The sequence below is a fragment of the Pseudomonas sp. COR18 genome (assembly GCF_048568395.1).
Classification (GTDB): domain Bacteria; phylum Pseudomonadota; class Gammaproteobacteria; order Pseudomonadales; family Pseudomonadaceae; genus Aquipseudomonas; species Aquipseudomonas fuscovaginae_B.
Window position 1 is genome coordinate 6,716,916 of record NZ_CP183808.1, and the last position, 17,475, is coordinate 6,734,390.

Below are 17,475 nucleotides of genomic sequence, written 5' to 3' on the forward strand. Positions count from 1 at the left end.
TGTCGTGAACCTGAATCTGTCCGGGCAGGCGTGCGCCCATGGTTTGCAGCGTTACCGGTCGGACAACCGCTGTCGCGAATCCTGGTTAAAACCCTTGTGGCGGTAGAGACCGCTAAGGCCAACTCATGAACGCTCACATTCCCTACCTCTCCCCCGCGACGCTCAGGCGCTGGTCGCTGCCGACCCTGATACTCGCCTTCGGACTCTTCTATCTGTTGCCGATGATGTTTCACGGCCTGTGGATCCCCGACGAAACCCGCTACGCCCAGATCAGTCAGGAAATGTTGCTTAGCAGTAACTGGACCGCTCCACATTTCATGGGCCTGCGGTACTTTGAAAAACCCATCGCCGGCTATTGGATGATCGCCATCGGCCAGGCCATCTTCGGCGAAAACCTGTTCGGTGTGCGTGTCGCCTCGGCGCTCAGCACCGGGCTCAGCGTGTTGCTGACCTACCTGATCGCCCGCCGCCTGTGGAACGACCCGCGCAAGAGCTTCGCCTCGGCCCTGCTGTTCATGAGCTTCGGCCTGGTCGCCGGACAGGCCGGCTATGCCAACCTCGACCCGCAGTTTACCCTGTGGTCGAACCTCAGCCTGGTCGCTTTCTGGTTCGCCAGCGACAGCCAGCAGCGCCACCAGCGCCTGTGGGCCTGGGCCGTGCTGGGCCTGGCCTGCGGCATGGGGTTCCTGACCAAGGGTTTTCTGGCCCTGCTGCTGCCGGTGCTGGTCGCCCTGCCCTACATGATCTGGCAGCGCCGCCTGGGTGAGTTGCTGCGCTGCGGTCCGATCGCCGTGGTGGTCGCACTGGCCGTCGCGCTGCCGTGGGTAATGGCGGTCAACGCCCAAGAACCCGACTACTGGAATTTCTTCTTCTGGCACGAGCACATCCAGCGCTTTGCCGGCAACAACGCGCAACACGCACAACCCTGGTGGTTCTACCTGCCGTTGCTGGTGGTGTCGTGCCTGCCCTGGTCGGTGCTGCTAGTGCCGACGTTCAAGCAGGCCTGGCAGCAAAGGCGCCAGTCCGGCATCGGCTTCCTCTGGCTGTGGTTCGCCCTGCCGCTGGCGTTCTTCAGCCTGAGCAAGGGCAAGTTGCCGACCTACATCATGCCCTGCCTGCTGCCGCTGGCACTGATGATGGGCCATGCGCTGATCGATCGGGTGGCCCGTGCCGAAGGCCGCATGCTGCGCCTCAACGGCATACTCAACCTGACCCTGGGCGTGGTGGCGCTGGCTGGCCTGCTCGTGCTGCAGGCGACACGCGGCCTCTATGCGAACAGTCATGCCGAGGTGTTCAGCCTGTCGCTGGTGTTCATCATGCTGATGGTCTGGATCATCGCCAATGCCCTGCAGGTCCTGCGCCCCGTGGCGTTCTGGGCAATGCCGGCACTGGGTATCGCCCTGCTGGTGAGCCTGCTGCCGGCCGGCATGCCGGCCAGCGTGGTGAGCCACAAGATGCCCGACCAGTTCATCGCCGAACACCTGGATGAACTGCGCCAGACCAGGCGCCTGCTGAGCAACGAGCTGGGCACTGCCGCGGCGCTCTCCTGGCGCCTGCAACGTCCACAGGTCGATTTGTTCAACACCGTCGGCGAACTGAAATATGGCCTGGATTACCCTGATGCGCAGGGGCGCCAGGTCACGCTCGAAAGCGTCGGGCAGTGGATGAGCGAAGCCCGCAGGCAAGGCTCGGTGGGGGTGGTCATGCGCGTCAGGGACACTGCGCAAATGGAGGAGCTCGGACTGCTGCCACCCGATGGCAAGCGCTACCACAAAGGTGACAGCGAGATCATTATCTTCCCGCAGACCCGGCCATGAACCTGAGCCACTGGAAAACCGACACAGGCGCCCTGGCCCTTTTGCTCGGCGTCTCGGCCCTGCTTCTGCTGTCGGGCCTGGGCTCGCGGGAGTTGTGGGGCGCGGAAACCCGCTGGGCAAACATCGCCTTGCAGATGCTGCAGTCGGGCAACTATTTCGACCCGTACCTCAAGGGACTGCCCTACTACGACAAGCCCCTGCCCTCCTACTGGCTGATCACCGCCAGCGCCAAGCTGCTGGGGGGACTGGGCAACGTTTCGCTGCGCCTGTCCTCGGTGATTGCCGCCTGGCTGAGCGTGTGGCTGGTCTACCTGATCGGTGAGCGCCTGTGGCGCAAGGGCACCGGCCTGGTGGCCGGCTGGATGCTGGCGACGACCTTCTACTTCGTGTTCTGGGCCCGCGTGGCCACCGCCGATATCCTCACGGTGTTCGGTGTACTGGCCGCTGTCTGGTGGTACTGGCGCGACCCGGATGACACGCGCCTGGGACGCTACGCGATGTTTTTCCTGATGCTGGCACTGACCTCGCTGCTCAAGGGCCTGATCGGCTTCGTACTGCCGGGACTGTTATTGCTGCCACACCTGTTGGCCGGGGGCCGCTGGAAGCGCCATCTCAACCTACGGCTGCCGACCGCCCTGCTGGCCGCCCTCGCGCTCTACGCTGTGCCCTTCGTGCTGTCGAACCTGTACGGTGCGCCGACCTACGGCGAGAGTGGTCTGGCACTGGTGTTCAGGGAAAACGTCGTGCGCTTTTTCGATCCTTTCGACCACATGGGCCCGATCTACACCTACCTGATCTACCTGCCGGCCTACACCCTGCCCTGGGCTCCCTGCTGGATGCTGGGCCTGTGGCTGGCACTGCGCCAATGGAAACGGATCGAGCCCAATACCCGCTGGCTGGTCTGGGGCCTGGGCCTGTTGTTCGTGTTCTTCACCGCCAGCGGCAGCCGCCGCAGCTATTACGTGCTGCCACTGGTGCCGTTCGCCCAGTTGCTGGCGGCCTGGTGGGTGACCCGAAGCATGGCGCAAAGACGCGCCGACGGCAAAGTCAGCGGCCCCGGCTGGACCAAGGGTTTCGCGGCGGCGGCAGGATTCGTGCTGCTGGTCGTTGGCATTGCCTATCCGTGGAGCAATGGCGGTGGCGGTGCCATGCGTTTCGCCGACGACGTGCAGGCCAAGGCCAGCCAGCGGGCGCCGTGGGACGAATGGCAGATGGTGATGATCGAGGTCGACAACAAGCTGCCGATGTACCTGAACAACCAGGGCAGACCCTTTTACTACGTGCAGGAAAACCAGGATTACCCGCGCAACGGCGACAGCGACGACCTGATCGACTGGCTGGAAAGGACCAGCGGCCGCCGCTGGGACCCGACGCGGACGCTGATCGTCACCAGCTTCCGGGCCGGCGAGCCGCTGCCCCTGAACTACCTCGCGGCCGATCATGACGTCGTGCTGACCCAGCCCACCAACGGCGCGCGGCTCGCCCATACCCGCGAGGATGGCAGCGTCGCCTATATCCCGCGGCGTGAAGGCCCGCTGGAAGCCGTGGGCCGCCCGCAATAGCGGATCGGGCCGGATGCATGCAGCGGCCGGTTCACGTAGAGTGGAGACCCCGACATGGCTCGGGGCTCCATTCATTTCCCGCAAGGATCGCCATTGATGAAGCCCGCCGTGCACCGCTGCCCGGTACCACCCGACTCGAGTATCAACCGCCTGCTGGCCAACGCCGACTTCGTCGACAGCCAGTGCATCAGCGATAGCCATCTCGACCGCACGGCCCTGCGCCATGCGTTGAACATGATGGCGACGACACCGGCCTGGATCGACGGGCTGATGCAGTTGCGCAATCGCCTTGTGGGCCTGTTCGGGCTCAAGGACCTGGGGCGCCTGACCCGCATCGACCTGGCGCGGGCGGATGCCGACTACCGGGAGAACGATCGCGTCGGGATCTTCACGCTGGTCTCCAACCAGCCGGACGAAGTGATGCTGGCCGACCGTGACAGGCACCTCGATGTCTATCTGACGCTGCACCGCTCGCCCGTCACCCCAGAGGGTACGCGCACCCTCACATTGTCGACGGTGGTCCACACGCACAATCGGCTGGGCCGCCTGTACATGCTGCCGGTGGCGCCGTTTCACCGGCTGATCGTGCCGATCACCCTGCGAAACGCCGGCCGCCACTGAGCCGGCCAACGGCCCCGGACGCCCGCAACGCGCCAGGGCCGCCGCCTGCGAGCACTCAGTAGCCCAGCGACAGGCCGGTATTGCGCCGCGGGTCATTGGCCCCGTAGAAGCGGTTGTTGCCCACCGGCTTGCCATCGAGCGACGGCGCGCCGACCAGGATCGCCGCCAGGTGATTCAGCGGCTGCGGGCCGGTGAACCGGTGCCCCCAGCTTTCGAGAATCTTCTGGGTATCCGGGCTTATCGCGTAGGTTTCGAGATTGGTCTCCTCCGGCAGCCATTGCTGATGGAAACGTGGCGCATCCACGGCTTCCTGGATATTCATCCGGTAGTCGATGACATTGAGAATGGTCAGCAGTGTTGCGGTAATGATACGGCTGCCGCCGGGCGTACCGACCACCATGACCGCCTTGCCATCCCTGGTGACGATCGTCGGGCTCATCGACGACAGCGGCGTCTTGCCAGGCGCGATGGCATTCGCCTCGCCCTGCACCAGGCCGTACATGTTCGGCACGCCGACCTTGGCGGTGAAGTCGTCCATCTCGTCGTTGAGGAGGACCCCGGTCCCGCTCGCCATCACCCCGGAGCCAAACCAGTCGTTGAGGGTGTAGGTCACCGACACCGCGTTGCCCCACTGGTCGACGATCGAGTAATGGGTGGTGTTGTTGCCTTCATGGGGCGCCACACCCGGCTTGAGGTCCCGGGAGAGTCCGGCCTTGTGCGGATCGATCGCGGCCCGCAGCTTCTCGGCATAGGCCTTGTCCAGCAGTTGCGCCACCGGGTTCTTGACGAAATCGGGATCGCCCAGGTAGCTGTTGCGATCGACATAGGCGTGGCGCATGGCCTCGATCTGGTAGTGCAGGCCCTGGGCCGAGTGATAGCCCAGTTGCTGCATCGGATAACCTTCGAGGATGTTCAGGATCTCGCAGATCACCACGCCACCGGAGCTGGGTGGCGGTGCCGAGACGATGTGGTAGCCGCGGTAGTCGCACTCGATGGGGGCCAGCTCGCGGGTCTTGTACCTGTCGAGGTCATCCTGGGTGATGATGCCCTTGCCGGCCTGGCTGGAGTCGACAATGGCCTTGGCCACCCAGCCCCTGTAGAAGCCGTCGGTACCCTTGGCGGAGATTGCCCGCAGGGTTTTCGCCAGGTCCTTCTGCACCAGTTTCTCGCCGACCTGCAGCGGCTCGCCCCTGTTCAGGAAGATTGCACCGGAGTCGTGGATATCCTGGCGGAACTCGTCAGTGGCGGTGTGCAACAGGTCGATGTCGCCCTGCTCCAGTGCGAACCCCTCCTCGGCCAGCCTGATGGCCGGGGCGATCACGTCGGCGCGCTTTTTCGTGCCGTATTTTTCCAGTGCCCGTTCCAGGCCGGAAACCGTGCCCGGCACGGCAACCGCCAGGTGTCCTTTCGAACTCAGGTTGGGGACGACGTTGCCGTCCCTGTCCAGGTACATGTTGGCCGTGGCGGCCAGCGGCGCCTTTTCACGGAAGTCGAGGAAGGTCTTGCGGCCATCGGCCAACTGCACGGTCATGAAGCCGCCACCGCCGAGGTTACCGGCTGCCGGGTAGACCACCGCCAGGGCGTAACCGACCGCCACCGCGGCATCCACCGCATTGCCGCCCGCCTTGAGCACATCCACCCCGACGTGGGTGGCCAGGTGTTGCGCGGTGACGACCATGCCGTTCTCACCGGCGACCGGTGCCTGGGACGCCGCATGGGCAGGGGTAACAGCCAGAATCAGCGCCGTCGCCAGCAGCGAGCGCGCAAGGGTTTCGAATTTCATGAGCCGAATTCTCTTTTTCTTATTTGCTGGGAACGCAGACGCCTGTCTGCGCAGGCCCTTGACAAGGTAGCCGCTGCGAATGCCCGTTACCGACTTTTTTGCAGGACCTGTTACATTTCCGTAACATTTCCCGCCTTTCATATAGCCCTCGCTTGCTCCCCGCTGGCCCCCATCTCAGGTACACCATGAAACCCGCCCGCCTACGCGCCGATGTCCTGGCCGGACTCACCACCGCTTTCGCCCTGGTGCCCGAGTGCATCGCCTTTGCCCTGGTCGCTCATCTCAACCCGCTGATGGGCCTGTATGGCGCCTTCATCATCTGCACACTGACCGCGCTGTTCGGCGGCCGGCCGGGCATGATTTCCGGTGCCGCAGGTTCCATGGCGGTGGTGATCGTCGCCCTGGTGGTGCAGCACGGCGTGCAATACCTGCTGGCGACGGTCGTGCTCGGCGGCCTGATCATGGTCGCCTTCGGCCTGTTGCGCCTGGGCAAGCTGGTGCGGATGGTGCCGCACTCGGTGATGCTCGGCTTCGTCAACGGGCTGGCGATCATCATCGCCCTGGCCCAGCTGGAGCAGTTCAAGGACGGCGAGGGCTGGATCCGCGGTGAACCGCTGGCCGTGATGCTCGGCCTGGTAGCACTGACCATGGCCATCGTCTACCTGCTACCGCGCCTGAGCCGCAGCGTACCGCCGGCGCTGGTGGCGATCCTCGGGGTCGGCCTGCTGGTCTACCTGTGCGGCCTGCCGACCCGCACCCTGGGCGACATGGCCCACATCGCCGGCGGCCTGCCGCTGCCCACGCTGCCGCAAGTGCCGTGGAACCTGGCAACCCTGCAGATCATCGCCCCCTATGCGGTGCTGATGGCCCTGGTCGGCCTGCTGGAAACCCTGCTGACCCTCAACCTCACCGACGAGATCACCGAAACCCGCAGCTATCCGGATCGCGAGTGCACCGCACTGGGCGTGGCCAACATGGTTTCCGGCCTGTTCGGTGGCATGGGCGGCTGCGCGATGATTGGCCAGACGGTGATCAACCTCAGTTCCGGTGGCCGTGGCCGACTGTCCGGCGTGGTGGCCGGGCTGATGGTCCTGCTGTTCGTGCTGTTCCTGTCACCACTGATCGAACGTATCCCGCTGGCCGCACTGGTGGGAGTGATGTTCGTGGTGTCCCAGCAGACCTTCGCCTGGGCTTCGCTGCGGGTGCTGAACAAGGTGCCGGTGAACGATGTGCTGGTGATCATCGCGGTCACGGTGATCACGGTGTTGACCGACCTGGCGATGGCGGTGCTGTGCGGGATCGTGATCGCTGCGCTGAACTTCGCCTGGCAGCATGCCCGCGAACTGTACGCCGATACCCATCAGGAGCCCGACGGCAGCAAGCTGTACCGCTTGCACGGCACGCTGTTCTTCGCCTCGACCACGCCATTCCAGAACCTGTTCGATCCGGCCAACGACCCACAGAAGGTTGTGCTGGACTGCCGCCACCTGAGTTTCGTCGACTACTCGGCGATTGCCGCACTGAAAAGCCTGCGGGAACGTTACGCCAAGGCCGGCAAGCACCTGCGGGTCGAACATCTGTCGGAACGCTGCAAGCAGTTGCTCAAGCGGGCGGGAGTGCAACCCGGATAGGCACCCGGTCTCTGCCTGATCGCCGCGCCGTCTATTCACCCGGGCCCGGTATACGAAGTGGCTGACAACAAGCGGAATAATGGCTTGGAAATATCGGGACACAACTGACAAACCTCGGGACAGCACGCCTGCACAATCTGCGAAGATGGAGAAACAGCCTACCCGGCTGTCCGTTTCCATCGGTCGTCACCGATTGAAAAAAGCGTACATGGAACAAGGAGTGTCAGGATGAAAGCCCTTCTATTGATGATCGCCGGCCTGCCCCTGGTCGCCTGCGGCAGCGACACCCCGCCAACCGCCAATGCGGTACTGGATGCCCTGAAGGCCAACGGGGTGCCCTTCGGGGCCGTGAGCTACCCGAAGCGCAAGCCCCTGAGCCTGCTGCCCAACACCTACAAGGAGCGGGTGGAAGTGGCATTCCCGAGCATCGCGCCCAAGGGCGGCCAGTTCTTCGTCTGCGAGACCCGCGAATACTGCGATCATCTGCAGGAGCACTTTCATGCCTTGCGGGCCCTGGCCGGCCCGCATGTCTATCGCTCGAAAAGCGGCCGGGTCCTGGCCCAGCTCTACAGCACCCTGGAGCAGCCGGTCGCCAATCAGATCCGGGCCGCCATCGAGGAACTGTAGAAGGGCGTCAGCCCAGGGAGTCATCCGGGCGATTGCGCCAGACCAGCGCCGGAATGGCACGCACATAGATCAGTTCCCCCACCAGCTCGACCAGGGTCTGGGTGATCACGGCGGCAGCTGCCAGGCTGCGGATATCCTCGGGCAATGCCAGGGCCAGCGGCAGTACCACCAGGGAATTGCGCGTGGAGGCACTGAAGACGACGGCACGGGCCGCGCTCGCCGGCAGCCGGCACAGGCACGCAGCCAGTGCGCCCGCCAGCGGTGCCAGCAGCAGGAAGCCGAGGTACACCGGCAGCACCGGCGCAAGACGCTCGATATCGCGCACCACTCCGGCGATCTGCGATCCGATCACCGCCACCAGCACCGCGGCCATCGCCGGTACCGGCAGCCAGGCCCAGCTGTCGTTCCAGGCCGTGACCACTCGCGAACGGCGGGCCAGTGCCGAGGTCGTCAGGGCCAGCAGCAATGGCGCGACGATCAGCATGAGGAAGGCTTCGACAAACGGCCCGACCGCTATCACCACCGCGGACTGACCACCCAGCATGCAGGCCAGGTAGACCGGCAGCAGTATCAGTTGCAGCAGCAACAGGATCGGCGTCGCCGCCAGTACCCGCCGCGAATCGCCCCTGCCGATATGGGTGAACACCACCACGTAGTCGATGCAGGGCGTGAGCAGGACCAGCAGTGCCCCTACCAGAATGGCCGGATGCGCCACCAGGCCGCGACTCAACGCCCAGGCCAGCAGTGGCACCAGCACGAAATTGGCCAGCAGCAACGCCGACATGAAGCCCTTGTGGCCAAGGCCCTGGCGCAAGTCGAGGAAGGGAATCTGCAGGAACATCGCGTACATCAGCACCGCGATCGCCGGCGTCACCAGGGCATCGAGGCCCCGGGCGATACCGGGAGCCATCAGCCCGAGCAGTATCGCGATGATCACCGCAACGAAGTAGAGCGGTATCTGGTTGCGCTCAAGTGCGTCCCGATTCAAGCCACGTCCCCCTGCCGCAAGAGCGGGTAAGCCCATGCAACGGCGGGACGTTCGTCGAGCGGCGAATTACTGGACCGCCACACGGATGCCGAAGCCGATCAGGAACATGCCGGCGACCTTTTCCAGCGCCGTGGTCAGCTTGCGGCTGGACCGTACCTTTTCGGCGAAGAAGTGCGTCAGCAGCACCACGACCAGGCCATAGAGGAAGGTCAGCGACGAGACGGTCACCGCCATGAAGGCGAAGGTCAGCACGCCCGGATGCTGGGCCGGGTCGATGAACAGTGGGAAAAACGCCATGTAGAACAGGATCGCCTTGGGGTTGAACAAGGTGATGATCATGGTCTGGCGCAGGTACTGGTGGGCTCTCATCTCGAAGGGCATCGCCGTGCCGGACTTGGCGAACAGCAGTCGGCTGCCGAGATAGAGCAGGTACGCCGCGCCCATCCACTGCACCAGGTGAAACGCTGCCGGATAGGCCTTGAGCAGCGAGGCCACGCCCGCGACCGCCAGCCACATCAGTACCTGGTCACCGAGGATCACCCCGACGGTCGCCGCCAGCCCTGCGCGCACACCCCCCTTGCCGGTCGAGGTGATCAGGGCGAAATTTCCCGGCCCCGGAATCAACAGCAGAATCACGAACGCGAGCACGAACGCCCCGTAGTTACTGACACCCAGCATCACCTGCACACCTCCTCGGTTCCACGAGGCACCAGCATGCGCATCCCCCGCCAAAGAAGCAACAGATCGAGGTGCCCTTGCCCAGCCCGGCGGTCACTTTCAATCTGGCGTTGAAAGTTCATTAAGGAACCGGCCCATTATCAAATGTCCTGCGATGCCGCAGATTACCGCCCTCGCCGATGCGATCCCGAATCCACCCTGGAAGGTAGTCCCGGACATGAACCATTCCCTGCTCGCCAGCCAGCCTACGCTCACGGCTGCCCGCCTGCCGATTGCGCGCCTGCTGGCGCTGACCATGACCAGTTTCATCGCCACCGCCAACGAAACCGTCCCGGCCGGGCTGCTGCCGCAGATCGCCCGGGGGCTCGATGTTTCCGAAGCCCTGGCGGGCCAGTGGGTGACACTCTGCGCCCTGGGCTCGGGGCTCGCGGCGATCCCGTTGACGCTCGCCACCCGTGGTCACGGACGACGCTCGTTGCTGCTGTTGACCCTCGCCGTGTTCTTTCTCGGCAATGCCCTGAGCGCAGTGTCGTCTTCCTATGCCCTGACCCTGCTTGCCCGTCTGCTGATCGGCGCGGCCACCGGCCTGGCCTGGAGCCTGCTCGCCGGCTGCGCACGGAGCATGGTCGAGGTGCCCCTGCAAGGCCGTGCCATGGCCCTGGCGATGCTCGGCATTCCGCTGGCCCTGGCGCTGGGCGTACCGCTCAGTGCCTGGCTCACCCACTGGGTTGAGTGGAGAACGATCTTTGCGCTGCTCTCGGGGTTGAGCCTTGTGCTGATGCTCTGGGTAAGGCTGGGAATTCCCCAAACCCATACGCCAGGACCCATTGCCCGCCTGCCCCTGCGCAGGGTGCTGAACACGCCGGGCGTACGGCCGGTGTTGCTGGTGGTCTGGCTCTGGATCATGGCGCACTACAGCCTCTACACCTATATCGCCCCCTTCCTGGAAAGTGCCGGCCCGGCCGTATCGCTGGAACGTGTGCTGCTGGTTTTCGGCATTTCGGCCATGCTGGGCATCTGGCTGGTGGGCCTGCTGGTCGATCGCTGGCTACGCCGGCTGGTTCTGCTCAGCCTGGGCATCTTCGCCGCCGTGGCGTTGACCCTGGGTCTGAACGGCGCCTCGACGGCCGTGCTGTATGTGGGCGTGACACTCTGGGGCCTGAGCTTCAGCGGCGCGCCAACCCTGCTGCAGACCGCATTGGCCGATGCCGCCGGCGAGGCTGCCGATACGGCGCAGTCGATGCTGGTGACCGCCTTCAACCTGGCGTTTGCCGCCAGTGGCGTGATGGGCGCACTGCTGCTGGACACCTTCGGCGCGGCGTCGATTCCCTGGTCGCTGCTGGCCTGGCTGCTGCCGGCCTGGCTGATTGCCTGGGCAGCCCGCCGCCACGGTTTCCCGGCGGGACGACGCTCGCCACGCAAGCCGGCCTGAGCGCACGACGATCAGATCAGCCGTTCGATCCGCTTGTGCCGCCAGACCAGCTGATAATAGACGGCCTGCAGCAACAGCATGCCGATATAGGCCGCCGGGAAAGCCATCCATACGCCCTCGAGGCCCAGACGGGCATCGAGCAGATAGGCCACCGGCAACTCAATTGCGACAATGCAGAAAATGATGATCAACACCGGCGCCATCACCGTGCCACTAGCCCGCATGATGCCACCGATCAACGCCTGGAAGCCGAATATCAACAGGCTCCAGAGCAGGATGTGCAACAGGTGCCCGGCGGTGGCCCGGGTCGCCGGATCGGTGATGAACAGGCCCAGCAGCCAATGGGAAAGACCATATCCGAGGGCGATCAACCCACCGGTCAGGCCGGTGTTGATCAGCATGCCCGTGCGCAGGATCGGCCCGATCCGCTCCAGGCGCCCTGCCCCGATGGCTTGTGCGCCGAGGATCGAGGCGGTGATGGCGATCGACAGCGCCGGGAACTGTACGTAGTTGACGATCTGCGTCACCGCGCCATAGGCCGCGGTGGCCTGGGAACCGTGCTGGTTGACCAGCGCCAGGATGACCAGCTCGGACAACGACAGCACGATCATCTGCAGGCCGGTCGGCAGGCCGATACGCAGCACCTTGCCGAGGATCGCCCGGTCCAGGCGCATCGCCGCCAGCATTTCGCGGTCCGGTGCCATGACACTGTCCTGCTGGCGCAGACGCAAGCCCAGGAACGCCATCGCACAGGCCGTACTCGCCAGGCCAGCCAGGGCCGCGCTCTGAATACCCATCTGCGGCAGCCCCAACCAGCCACGGATCAGTGCCGGCGTCATGACCAGACCGATACCGGTGGACACCAGCAAGGCCAGTAGGGGCGACAGTGTGTCGCTGATACCACGCAACAGTTGGGTGAACAGGATGAAAATCAGCAACAGCGGCATGGTCAGCATCATCACCTGCGCGTAGCCGACCGCGTCGTCCAGGACATCGGCGGGCGTACCCAGCGCCTGCAGGGCCGGCCGGGCGAAAATGCTTCCGAGTACCGCCGCCACCAGCCCGATCAGCATGCCCAGGGTCAGGGTCGCGCCCACGACGGCCTTGAGCGCATGCAGTTCACGCGCGCCCCAGGCCTGGCCGATCAGAACCGAGGCGCCGGCTCCCAGGCCAATGATCAGGGCAATGAAGAAGAACACCACCGGAAACATTCCAGACACCGCCGCCAGGGCTTCGGTGCCCAACATCTGACCGATGTAGATACTATTCAGCGTGCCGGAAAACGACTGCAGGAAGTTGGACAGCACCATGGGTGCGAGGAAAACCAGATAGACCTGCCAGAGAGGACGCTGCGGGTGTGGCTGCATGTAGGACTCGGATCTCGGATGAGGTACATCGACGTAGGCGCCGACTCTAACCTATAGAAGATTCGTGAGGGACTTTTGTCACCTGCCCAGCTTCAGGGCGAAGGGATTTTCCTGACGTTGTCCAGCCATTGCGGGTCCGGCCTCGCCTGCCCGGGATCGACCTGGGTGACGCGCACCAGACTGCGCCTGAGCCGAACACAGGGCTGCCCGGATCACTAAAAGGTGTTTCAGCACTCGCCTGTGAGAGTGCCTGGACTGCACAGCGGACATCGTTGAATGGCAGGCAACAAGCTAGGCAATTGCCCACAAAATCTGAAGAACGAACTGACTATTAGGCACTGCCAGTTTGAATCGACTATCGCACCTGGATCGCTATCGTCTATCGCAGGAGCAATGATGAACTTATCCCTGAGCCTATACGAGGCGCTGACCACCGCCAGCGCTCCCCCCGATAAAGCCAAGGCCGCGGCAGATGCCTGGGAGGCCGAAATGCAAAATCTTGCGTCAGGATCCGATCTGCGACAGACCGAGGAACGCCTGCTGGCATCGATCTCCGAGCAGGGCAAGGACTTGCGCGCAACGATGAGCGAGCAGGTTCATGAACTGCGCACCACGATCAGCGAGCAGGTTCACGAACTGCGCACCACGATGAACGAGCAGGTTCACGAACTGCGCACCACGATGAACGAGCAGGTTCACGAACTGCGCGCCACGATGAACGAGCAGGCTCACGAACTGCGCGCCACGATGAAAGAACAGGCCCATGAGCTGCGTACCCTGCTCAAGGAACAGAACCACGAATTGCGTACCCTGATGTTCCAGCAAGGTGCCGAACTACGCACGCAGAGCCACGAACAAGGCAGCGAGCTTCGCCTGTTGATGCAGCAGCAGGGCGCGGACCTTCGGTTGTCGATGTCCGGGTTGCAGGCACAGATCAACGTGATGCGCTGGCAGATTGGCCTGATCCTCATCTGTGTCGCGATACCGCTGCTCAAGCTGGCGTTCGACCTGCTGACCCGCTGAGCCGGCCAGCCACAAGACGAGTGCCACTGACTCCAGGCACCGAGTCATCATTTCAATTGATCATTCAAATCGTGAAACGGAATTTTTTATTTGCCTCGGTTCCCGACAGGATAAGTCACCTTTCAACCGTCGGATGCTCCACCATGAACCTGAACCTGGCCATTGCCTGCGCAATCGTAGTCTCTTTCGCCGTTGCGCTGATTCACACCTGAGTTCCCATCAACGCAACTGCTCGACCAGCCAGTTGCGAAAGGCCGCCATCGCCGCCGTTTCGGCACGCGACTGCAAGCGGGTCAGCCAGTAGCTGCCCGTGACGATACCGATATCGAAAGGCTGCCGGATATCTCCGGTATCCAATTGGCGAGAGAACATCATCGGCGGCGCCAGCGCCACCCCCGCTCCCTGCAATGCAGCCTCCATCATCGCCAGCGACGAATCGAAAACCACACTGTCGGCCACCAGGCTGTTGCTCGGCAAGCCGGCACGCTGGAACCACTCGGGCCACTCATCGGTGCGGTAGGAACGCAGCAGCGTCTGTTTCAGAACATCCGCTGGAGACTGCAATTGCTCGGCGACCTGCGCAGTGCACAACACCGAGAGCGGTGCCTCCAGCAAGCGCATGGCGTCGACGCCATGCCAGGCTCCCGTACCGAAACGAATAGCGAAATCGAGCCCCTCGGCCGCCACATCCACCCGGTTGTTGTTGGTGGACAGGCGCAGGTCGATAAACGGGTGGCTCTCGCGAAAATCCGCCAGCCGCGGCAACAACCACCCCACGGCGAACGTGCCCACCGCCCCCACCGTCAGCACCTCCCGGTAGTGCCCACCCTCGAACCGGCCCAGGGCCTGGGCAATCCGGTCAAACGACTCGCACAGCACCGGCAGCAGGCTCTCGCCTTCGGCGGTCAGCATCAGGCCACGGGGCAGGCGCTTGAACAGAGCGACCTGCAACTGGCTCTCAAGGCTCTTGACCTGATGGCTGACCGCCGCCTGAGTCACGCACAACTCGACCGCTGCCCGGGTAAAACTCAAGTGCCGCGCGGAGGCCTCGAAAGCCCGCAGGGCATTGAGTGGCAAATGAGGGCGGACCATGGCGCTTGCTCCTAGTTTTTCTAATGGCTAATCCGAAATTTCATCGTTTGTCGAGGGGCGGACTCATCCCCTAGATTGAGCTTCGCCCCGCAACTGCGCCGTGAACCAGGCAAGCCTCACGCCATGGGCCGGAACATGAACGACGGTCCAGAAAACAGCCCGACAGGATGCGGACAAACAATCAAAATCATGGAAAACAGCCAGATTATGCCGATAAGACTCACAATGCGTGACAAATTACTCACCAGCCTCTTGTGCCTGTTCAGTGCCGGGAACAGCTTTGCCGGCCAGAGACCCGTCGACCCGCTCAAGGCCGTCGTGGATGCGGCGATTGAACCGATCATGCAGGAACAGGGCGTCCCCGGCCTGGCCGTGGCGGTACTGGTCAACGGCCAGGCACATTACTTTAACTACGGTGTTGCCTCCAAGACGGACAAACAGCCGGTAACAGAAAACACCCTGTTCGAGATCGGTTCGGTCAGCAAGACCTTCAACGCCACACTCGCGGCCTATGCCGTAGCCCAGGGCAAACTGTCGCTGGCGGAAAACACCAGCCACTACCTGCCCGAGCTGCGGGGCAGCGCCTTCGACAGGATCAGCGTGCTCGACCTCGGTACCTATACCCCCGGCGGCCTGCCGTTGCAGTTTCCCAACGAAGCGGACAGCACCGACAAGATGATGGGTTACTTCCAGCACTGGAAGCCGATCTACCCTGTCGGCGAGCGCCGCCAGTATTCCAACCCGAGCATCGGCCTGTTCGGCTACGTGGCCGCCAGGAGCCTCGGCCAGCCATACGACGACCTGATGGAAAGGACCCTGCTGCCCAAGCTGGGGCTAAAGCACACCTACCTCAGGGTTCCCAAGGACCAGATGAGCCGCTACGCCCAGGGCTACACCAAGGATGACAAGCCTTCCCGGGTCGGCCCTGGCGCGCTGGACTCCGAGGCCTATGGCATCAAGACCACCGCCAGCGACCTGCTGCACTACGTCCAGGTGAACATGCGGCCCCGGCAACTCGACGCGCCCCTGCAACAGGCGATCAGCCTGACTCACAGTGGCTACTACCGGTTCGGCGACACCACCCAGGGCCTGGGCTGGGAGTTCTACCCCTCCCCGGCCAAGCTGGACACCCTGCTCGAGGGCACCTCGTACAAGATGCTCGAACCGCAGGACATCACCCGGTTCAAGACCCCACAATCACCGCAGGCCGATAGCTGGGTCAACAAGACGGGCGCCACCAATGGCTTCGGCGCCTACGTGGCGTACCTGCCGGCGAAGAACATCGGCATCGTGCTGCTGGCCAACAAGAACTACCCCAACCCGGTGCGGGTCAAGGCCGCCTACCAGGTACTGAGTGCCGTGCAAGGCATGCAGTAACCCCATGGGCAAAAGCCCTTGCACTTGGCTATGATCGGAGGTCATGAACACCCTGCCTCCGATCCGCCAGCCCTGTCCTCCCGGCGCCTGCAATTGCGAGCGGGAACGGCTGCTGGAGACACCCGGTAGCGACATCCGCATCCTGCGCCTGACCCGCCAGGAAGAGAAAATCCTGCTCGAACGCCTCGAAGACCTCAAGAGCCTGGCCGACCTCGAACGCCTGCAACAGCGGATGTACGAGCAACTGGGCATTCGCCTGACCATCGCTCCTGGCCCCAACGAAGTGCGGACCATGCGCGGTATCGGCATTCACATCGAAGAGCTGCCGGGCCTGTGTCGCAAGACCCGCCAGTCGATCCCGGCAGCGATCCGCCGCGGCCTGGAAAAACGTCCGGAAATCGCCTACGAACTGCTCAACGCCCACGACCTGCTGGGCGGTCTGTGAACCCCTCTCAGCGGCTCATCTGCCGACGCTTCAGGGTCTGGCTCGGCAACTCGCGGAACAACGCCCGATAGCTGCTGGAAAACCGTCCCAGGTGCCAGAACGACCAATGCATCGCCACTTCGGCGACGGTGCTCTGTGCCTTGCCGTGCAGCAGTTCGTGGCGCGCGCCGTTCAGACGGCGCAAGCGCAGCCATTGGGTCGGGGTCATCCCGGTGAACGCCTTGAAGGCATGCTGTAACTGGTGCAGCGACACGCCGGCCACCTGAGCAAGTTCCAGCAGGTTCAGGGTTTCCTCGGGGCATCGGCCGCCCATTCGCCAATGCGCTTCATGATGCCGCGCTCCTCCGTACGCCGTTGCCACGAGCCGCGGTCCAGGCAGGCGTTATCGAGAAGGTACAGGCAATCCTCCAGCAACTGCTGGGTCAGGGCCTCCCGGCTTGGCGGATCGCCAGCCTGACTCAGACGAGTCAGGGTAGCGCTGAGCCAGCGGCCGAACAACGCGTTCTGCTGCGAGTTGAGCGGCGCCATGAACAGGCCGTCGAGCCGGGCGATGTCCAGGCCGTGATGCCGAACGAACTCCGGGCCGAACACCACCGCCACTTCCTGGTAGTTCTCCGGTGTGATCCAGATGTTGCGGCTCTCGCCATTGAGCATATACAGGGCGTTGTCGCTGCGGTCGAAACAGAAGGCCAGCGCGCCCGACGGGGCACTGAAGTTCTGCTCCACCCGGGTGTTCATGCACTCCTCGTAGATCTGCACGCCCTGCAGGTCCAGGTAGCGAATCTGCCCGGCGAAATGCCCCGGCGACATCTGCTGGTAATGCTGGACCCAACCGGGTGTCGCCCGGATCTGTTCGGTCACGTCGGCGGTCTTGAACGCCTGGACCCGCAAGGAATTTGGCTCTGTCATGGGAGACCATTGCGCACCTTTATGGTGCATCTTGGTATTGGAAAAGTGGATAGATGGAACCGCGCAGTTGACAGCAAGATAGTCGCCAACGCGCTGCAGGGGAAGCCTCCCGCCGCTTTCAGG

The 17,475-nt window shown here is 63.7% G+C and carries 14 protein-coding genes and 1 pseudogene; 9 read left to right on the plus strand and 6 right to left on the minus strand.

The annotated features are described in order from the left end of the window. Positions 1–125: 125 nt before the first annotated feature. The 3 genes from arnT (at position 126) to ACM62G_RS30105 (ending at position 4,000) form a co-directional block, all read left to right on the plus strand. The gene (gene arnT / locus ACM62G_RS30095) at positions 126–1,817 is read left to right on the plus strand and encodes a lipid IV(A) 4-amino-4-deoxy-L-arabinosyltransferase (protein ID WP_419736325.1); all 1,692 of its coding nucleotides are present in this window, start codon (positions 126–128) and stop codon (positions 1,815–1,817) included. Further along, entirely contained in the window at positions 1,814–3,379 is a 1,566-nt protein-coding gene (locus tag ACM62G_RS30100) for an ArnT family glycosyltransferase (RefSeq protein WP_419736326.1), read from the plus strand. The genes arnT and ACM62G_RS30100 overlap by 4 nt, the downstream gene beginning before the upstream one ends. A gap of 96 nt (positions 3,380–3,475) precedes the next feature. After that, positions 3,476–4,000: a DUF2867 domain-containing protein gene (locus ACM62G_RS30105; protein ID WP_419736327.1), complete on the plus strand. Its 525-nt coding sequence runs from the start codon at positions 3,476–3,478 to the stop codon at positions 3,998–4,000. Between the two features lie 55 nt (positions 4,001–4,055). Here ACM62G_RS30105 and ggt read toward each other — a convergent pair whose 3' ends face one another. Further along, positions 4,056–5,783, minus strand: a complete 1,728-nt coding sequence (ggt, locus tag ACM62G_RS30110; protein ID WP_419736328.1) for a gamma-glutamyltransferase — start codon at positions 5,781–5,783, stop codon at positions 4,056–4,058. 185 nt (positions 5,784–5,968) lie between these two features. Here ggt and ACM62G_RS30115 point away from each other — a divergent pair, with 185 nt between their 5' ends. Both ACM62G_RS30115 and ACM62G_RS30120 read left to right on the plus strand, forming a co-directional pair. Further along, entirely contained in the window at positions 5,969–7,414 is a 1,446-nt protein-coding gene (locus ACM62G_RS30115; RefSeq protein WP_419736329.1) for a SulP family inorganic anion transporter, read from the plus strand. Positions 7,415–7,642: 228 nt separating this feature from the next. Further along, positions 7,643–8,041 carry a hypothetical protein gene (locus ACM62G_RS30120; RefSeq protein ID WP_419736330.1) on the plus strand — a complete coding sequence of 133 codons (399 nt, stop codon included), beginning with the start codon at positions 7,643–7,645 and terminating at the stop codon, positions 8,039–8,041. 7 nt (positions 8,042–8,048) lie between these two features. Here the strand turns inward: ACM62G_RS30120 and ACM62G_RS30125 are convergent, their stop codons facing one another. Further along, positions 8,049–9,029: an arsenic resistance protein gene (locus tag ACM62G_RS30125; protein WP_419736331.1), complete on the minus strand. Its 981-nt coding sequence runs from the start codon at positions 9,027–9,029 to the stop codon at positions 8,049–8,051. Between the two features lie 66 nt (positions 9,030–9,095). Next, positions 9,096–9,707, minus strand: a complete 612-nt coding sequence (locus ACM62G_RS30130; protein WP_419736332.1) for a LysE family transporter — start codon at positions 9,705–9,707, stop codon at positions 9,096–9,098. Positions 9,708–9,924: 217 nt separating this feature from the next. Between ACM62G_RS30130 and ACM62G_RS30135 the strand changes: the two genes are divergently transcribed. Then, a complete protein-coding gene (locus ACM62G_RS30135) occupies positions 9,925–11,139 on the plus strand; it encodes an MFS transporter (RefSeq protein ID WP_419736333.1) in 1,215 nt (404 codons plus the stop codon). An 11-nt stretch (positions 11,140–11,150) separates the two neighbouring features. Here the strand turns inward: ACM62G_RS30135 and ACM62G_RS30140 are convergent, their stop codons facing one another. Next, the gene (locus tag ACM62G_RS30140) at positions 11,151–12,506 is read right to left on the minus strand and encodes an MATE family efflux transporter (RefSeq protein WP_419736334.1); all 1,356 of its coding nucleotides are present in this window, start codon (positions 12,504–12,506) and stop codon (positions 11,151–11,153) included. A 396-nt stretch (positions 12,507–12,902) separates the two neighbouring features. Between ACM62G_RS30140 and ACM62G_RS30145 the strand changes: the two genes are divergently transcribed. Beyond that, positions 12,903–13,529: a hypothetical protein gene (locus ACM62G_RS30145; protein WP_419736335.1), complete on the plus strand. Its 627-nt coding sequence runs from the start codon at positions 12,903–12,905 to the stop codon at positions 13,527–13,529. A 219-nt stretch (positions 13,530–13,748) separates the two neighbouring features. On the opposite strand, the gene ACM62G_RS30150 is transcribed toward ACM62G_RS30145, so the two are convergent. Next, positions 13,749–14,621: a LysR family transcriptional regulator gene (locus tag ACM62G_RS30150; protein ID WP_054056465.1), complete on the minus strand. Its 873-nt coding sequence runs from the start codon at positions 14,619–14,621 to the stop codon at positions 13,749–13,751. 207 nt (positions 14,622–14,828) lie between these two features. On the opposite strand from ACM62G_RS30150, the gene ampC reads away from it, so the two are divergent. Further along, positions 14,829–15,998, plus strand: a complete 1,170-nt coding sequence (ampC, locus tag ACM62G_RS30155) for a class C beta-lactamase (RefSeq protein ID WP_419736336.1) — start codon at positions 14,829–14,831, stop codon at positions 15,996–15,998. A 43-nt stretch (positions 15,999–16,041) separates the two neighbouring features. Continuing rightward, positions 16,042–16,443 (plus strand): hypothetical protein, encoded by a 402-nt coding sequence (locus tag ACM62G_RS30160; RefSeq protein ID WP_054056463.1) that lies wholly within the window; start codon positions 16,042–16,044, stop codon positions 16,441–16,443. 7 nt (positions 16,444–16,450) lie between these two features. Here the strand turns inward: ACM62G_RS30160 and ACM62G_RS30165 are convergent. Then, positions 16,451–17,352: pseudogene (locus ACM62G_RS30165) on the minus strand (helix-turn-helix domain-containing protein). Between the last annotated feature and the right edge of the window lie 123 nt (positions 17,353–17,475).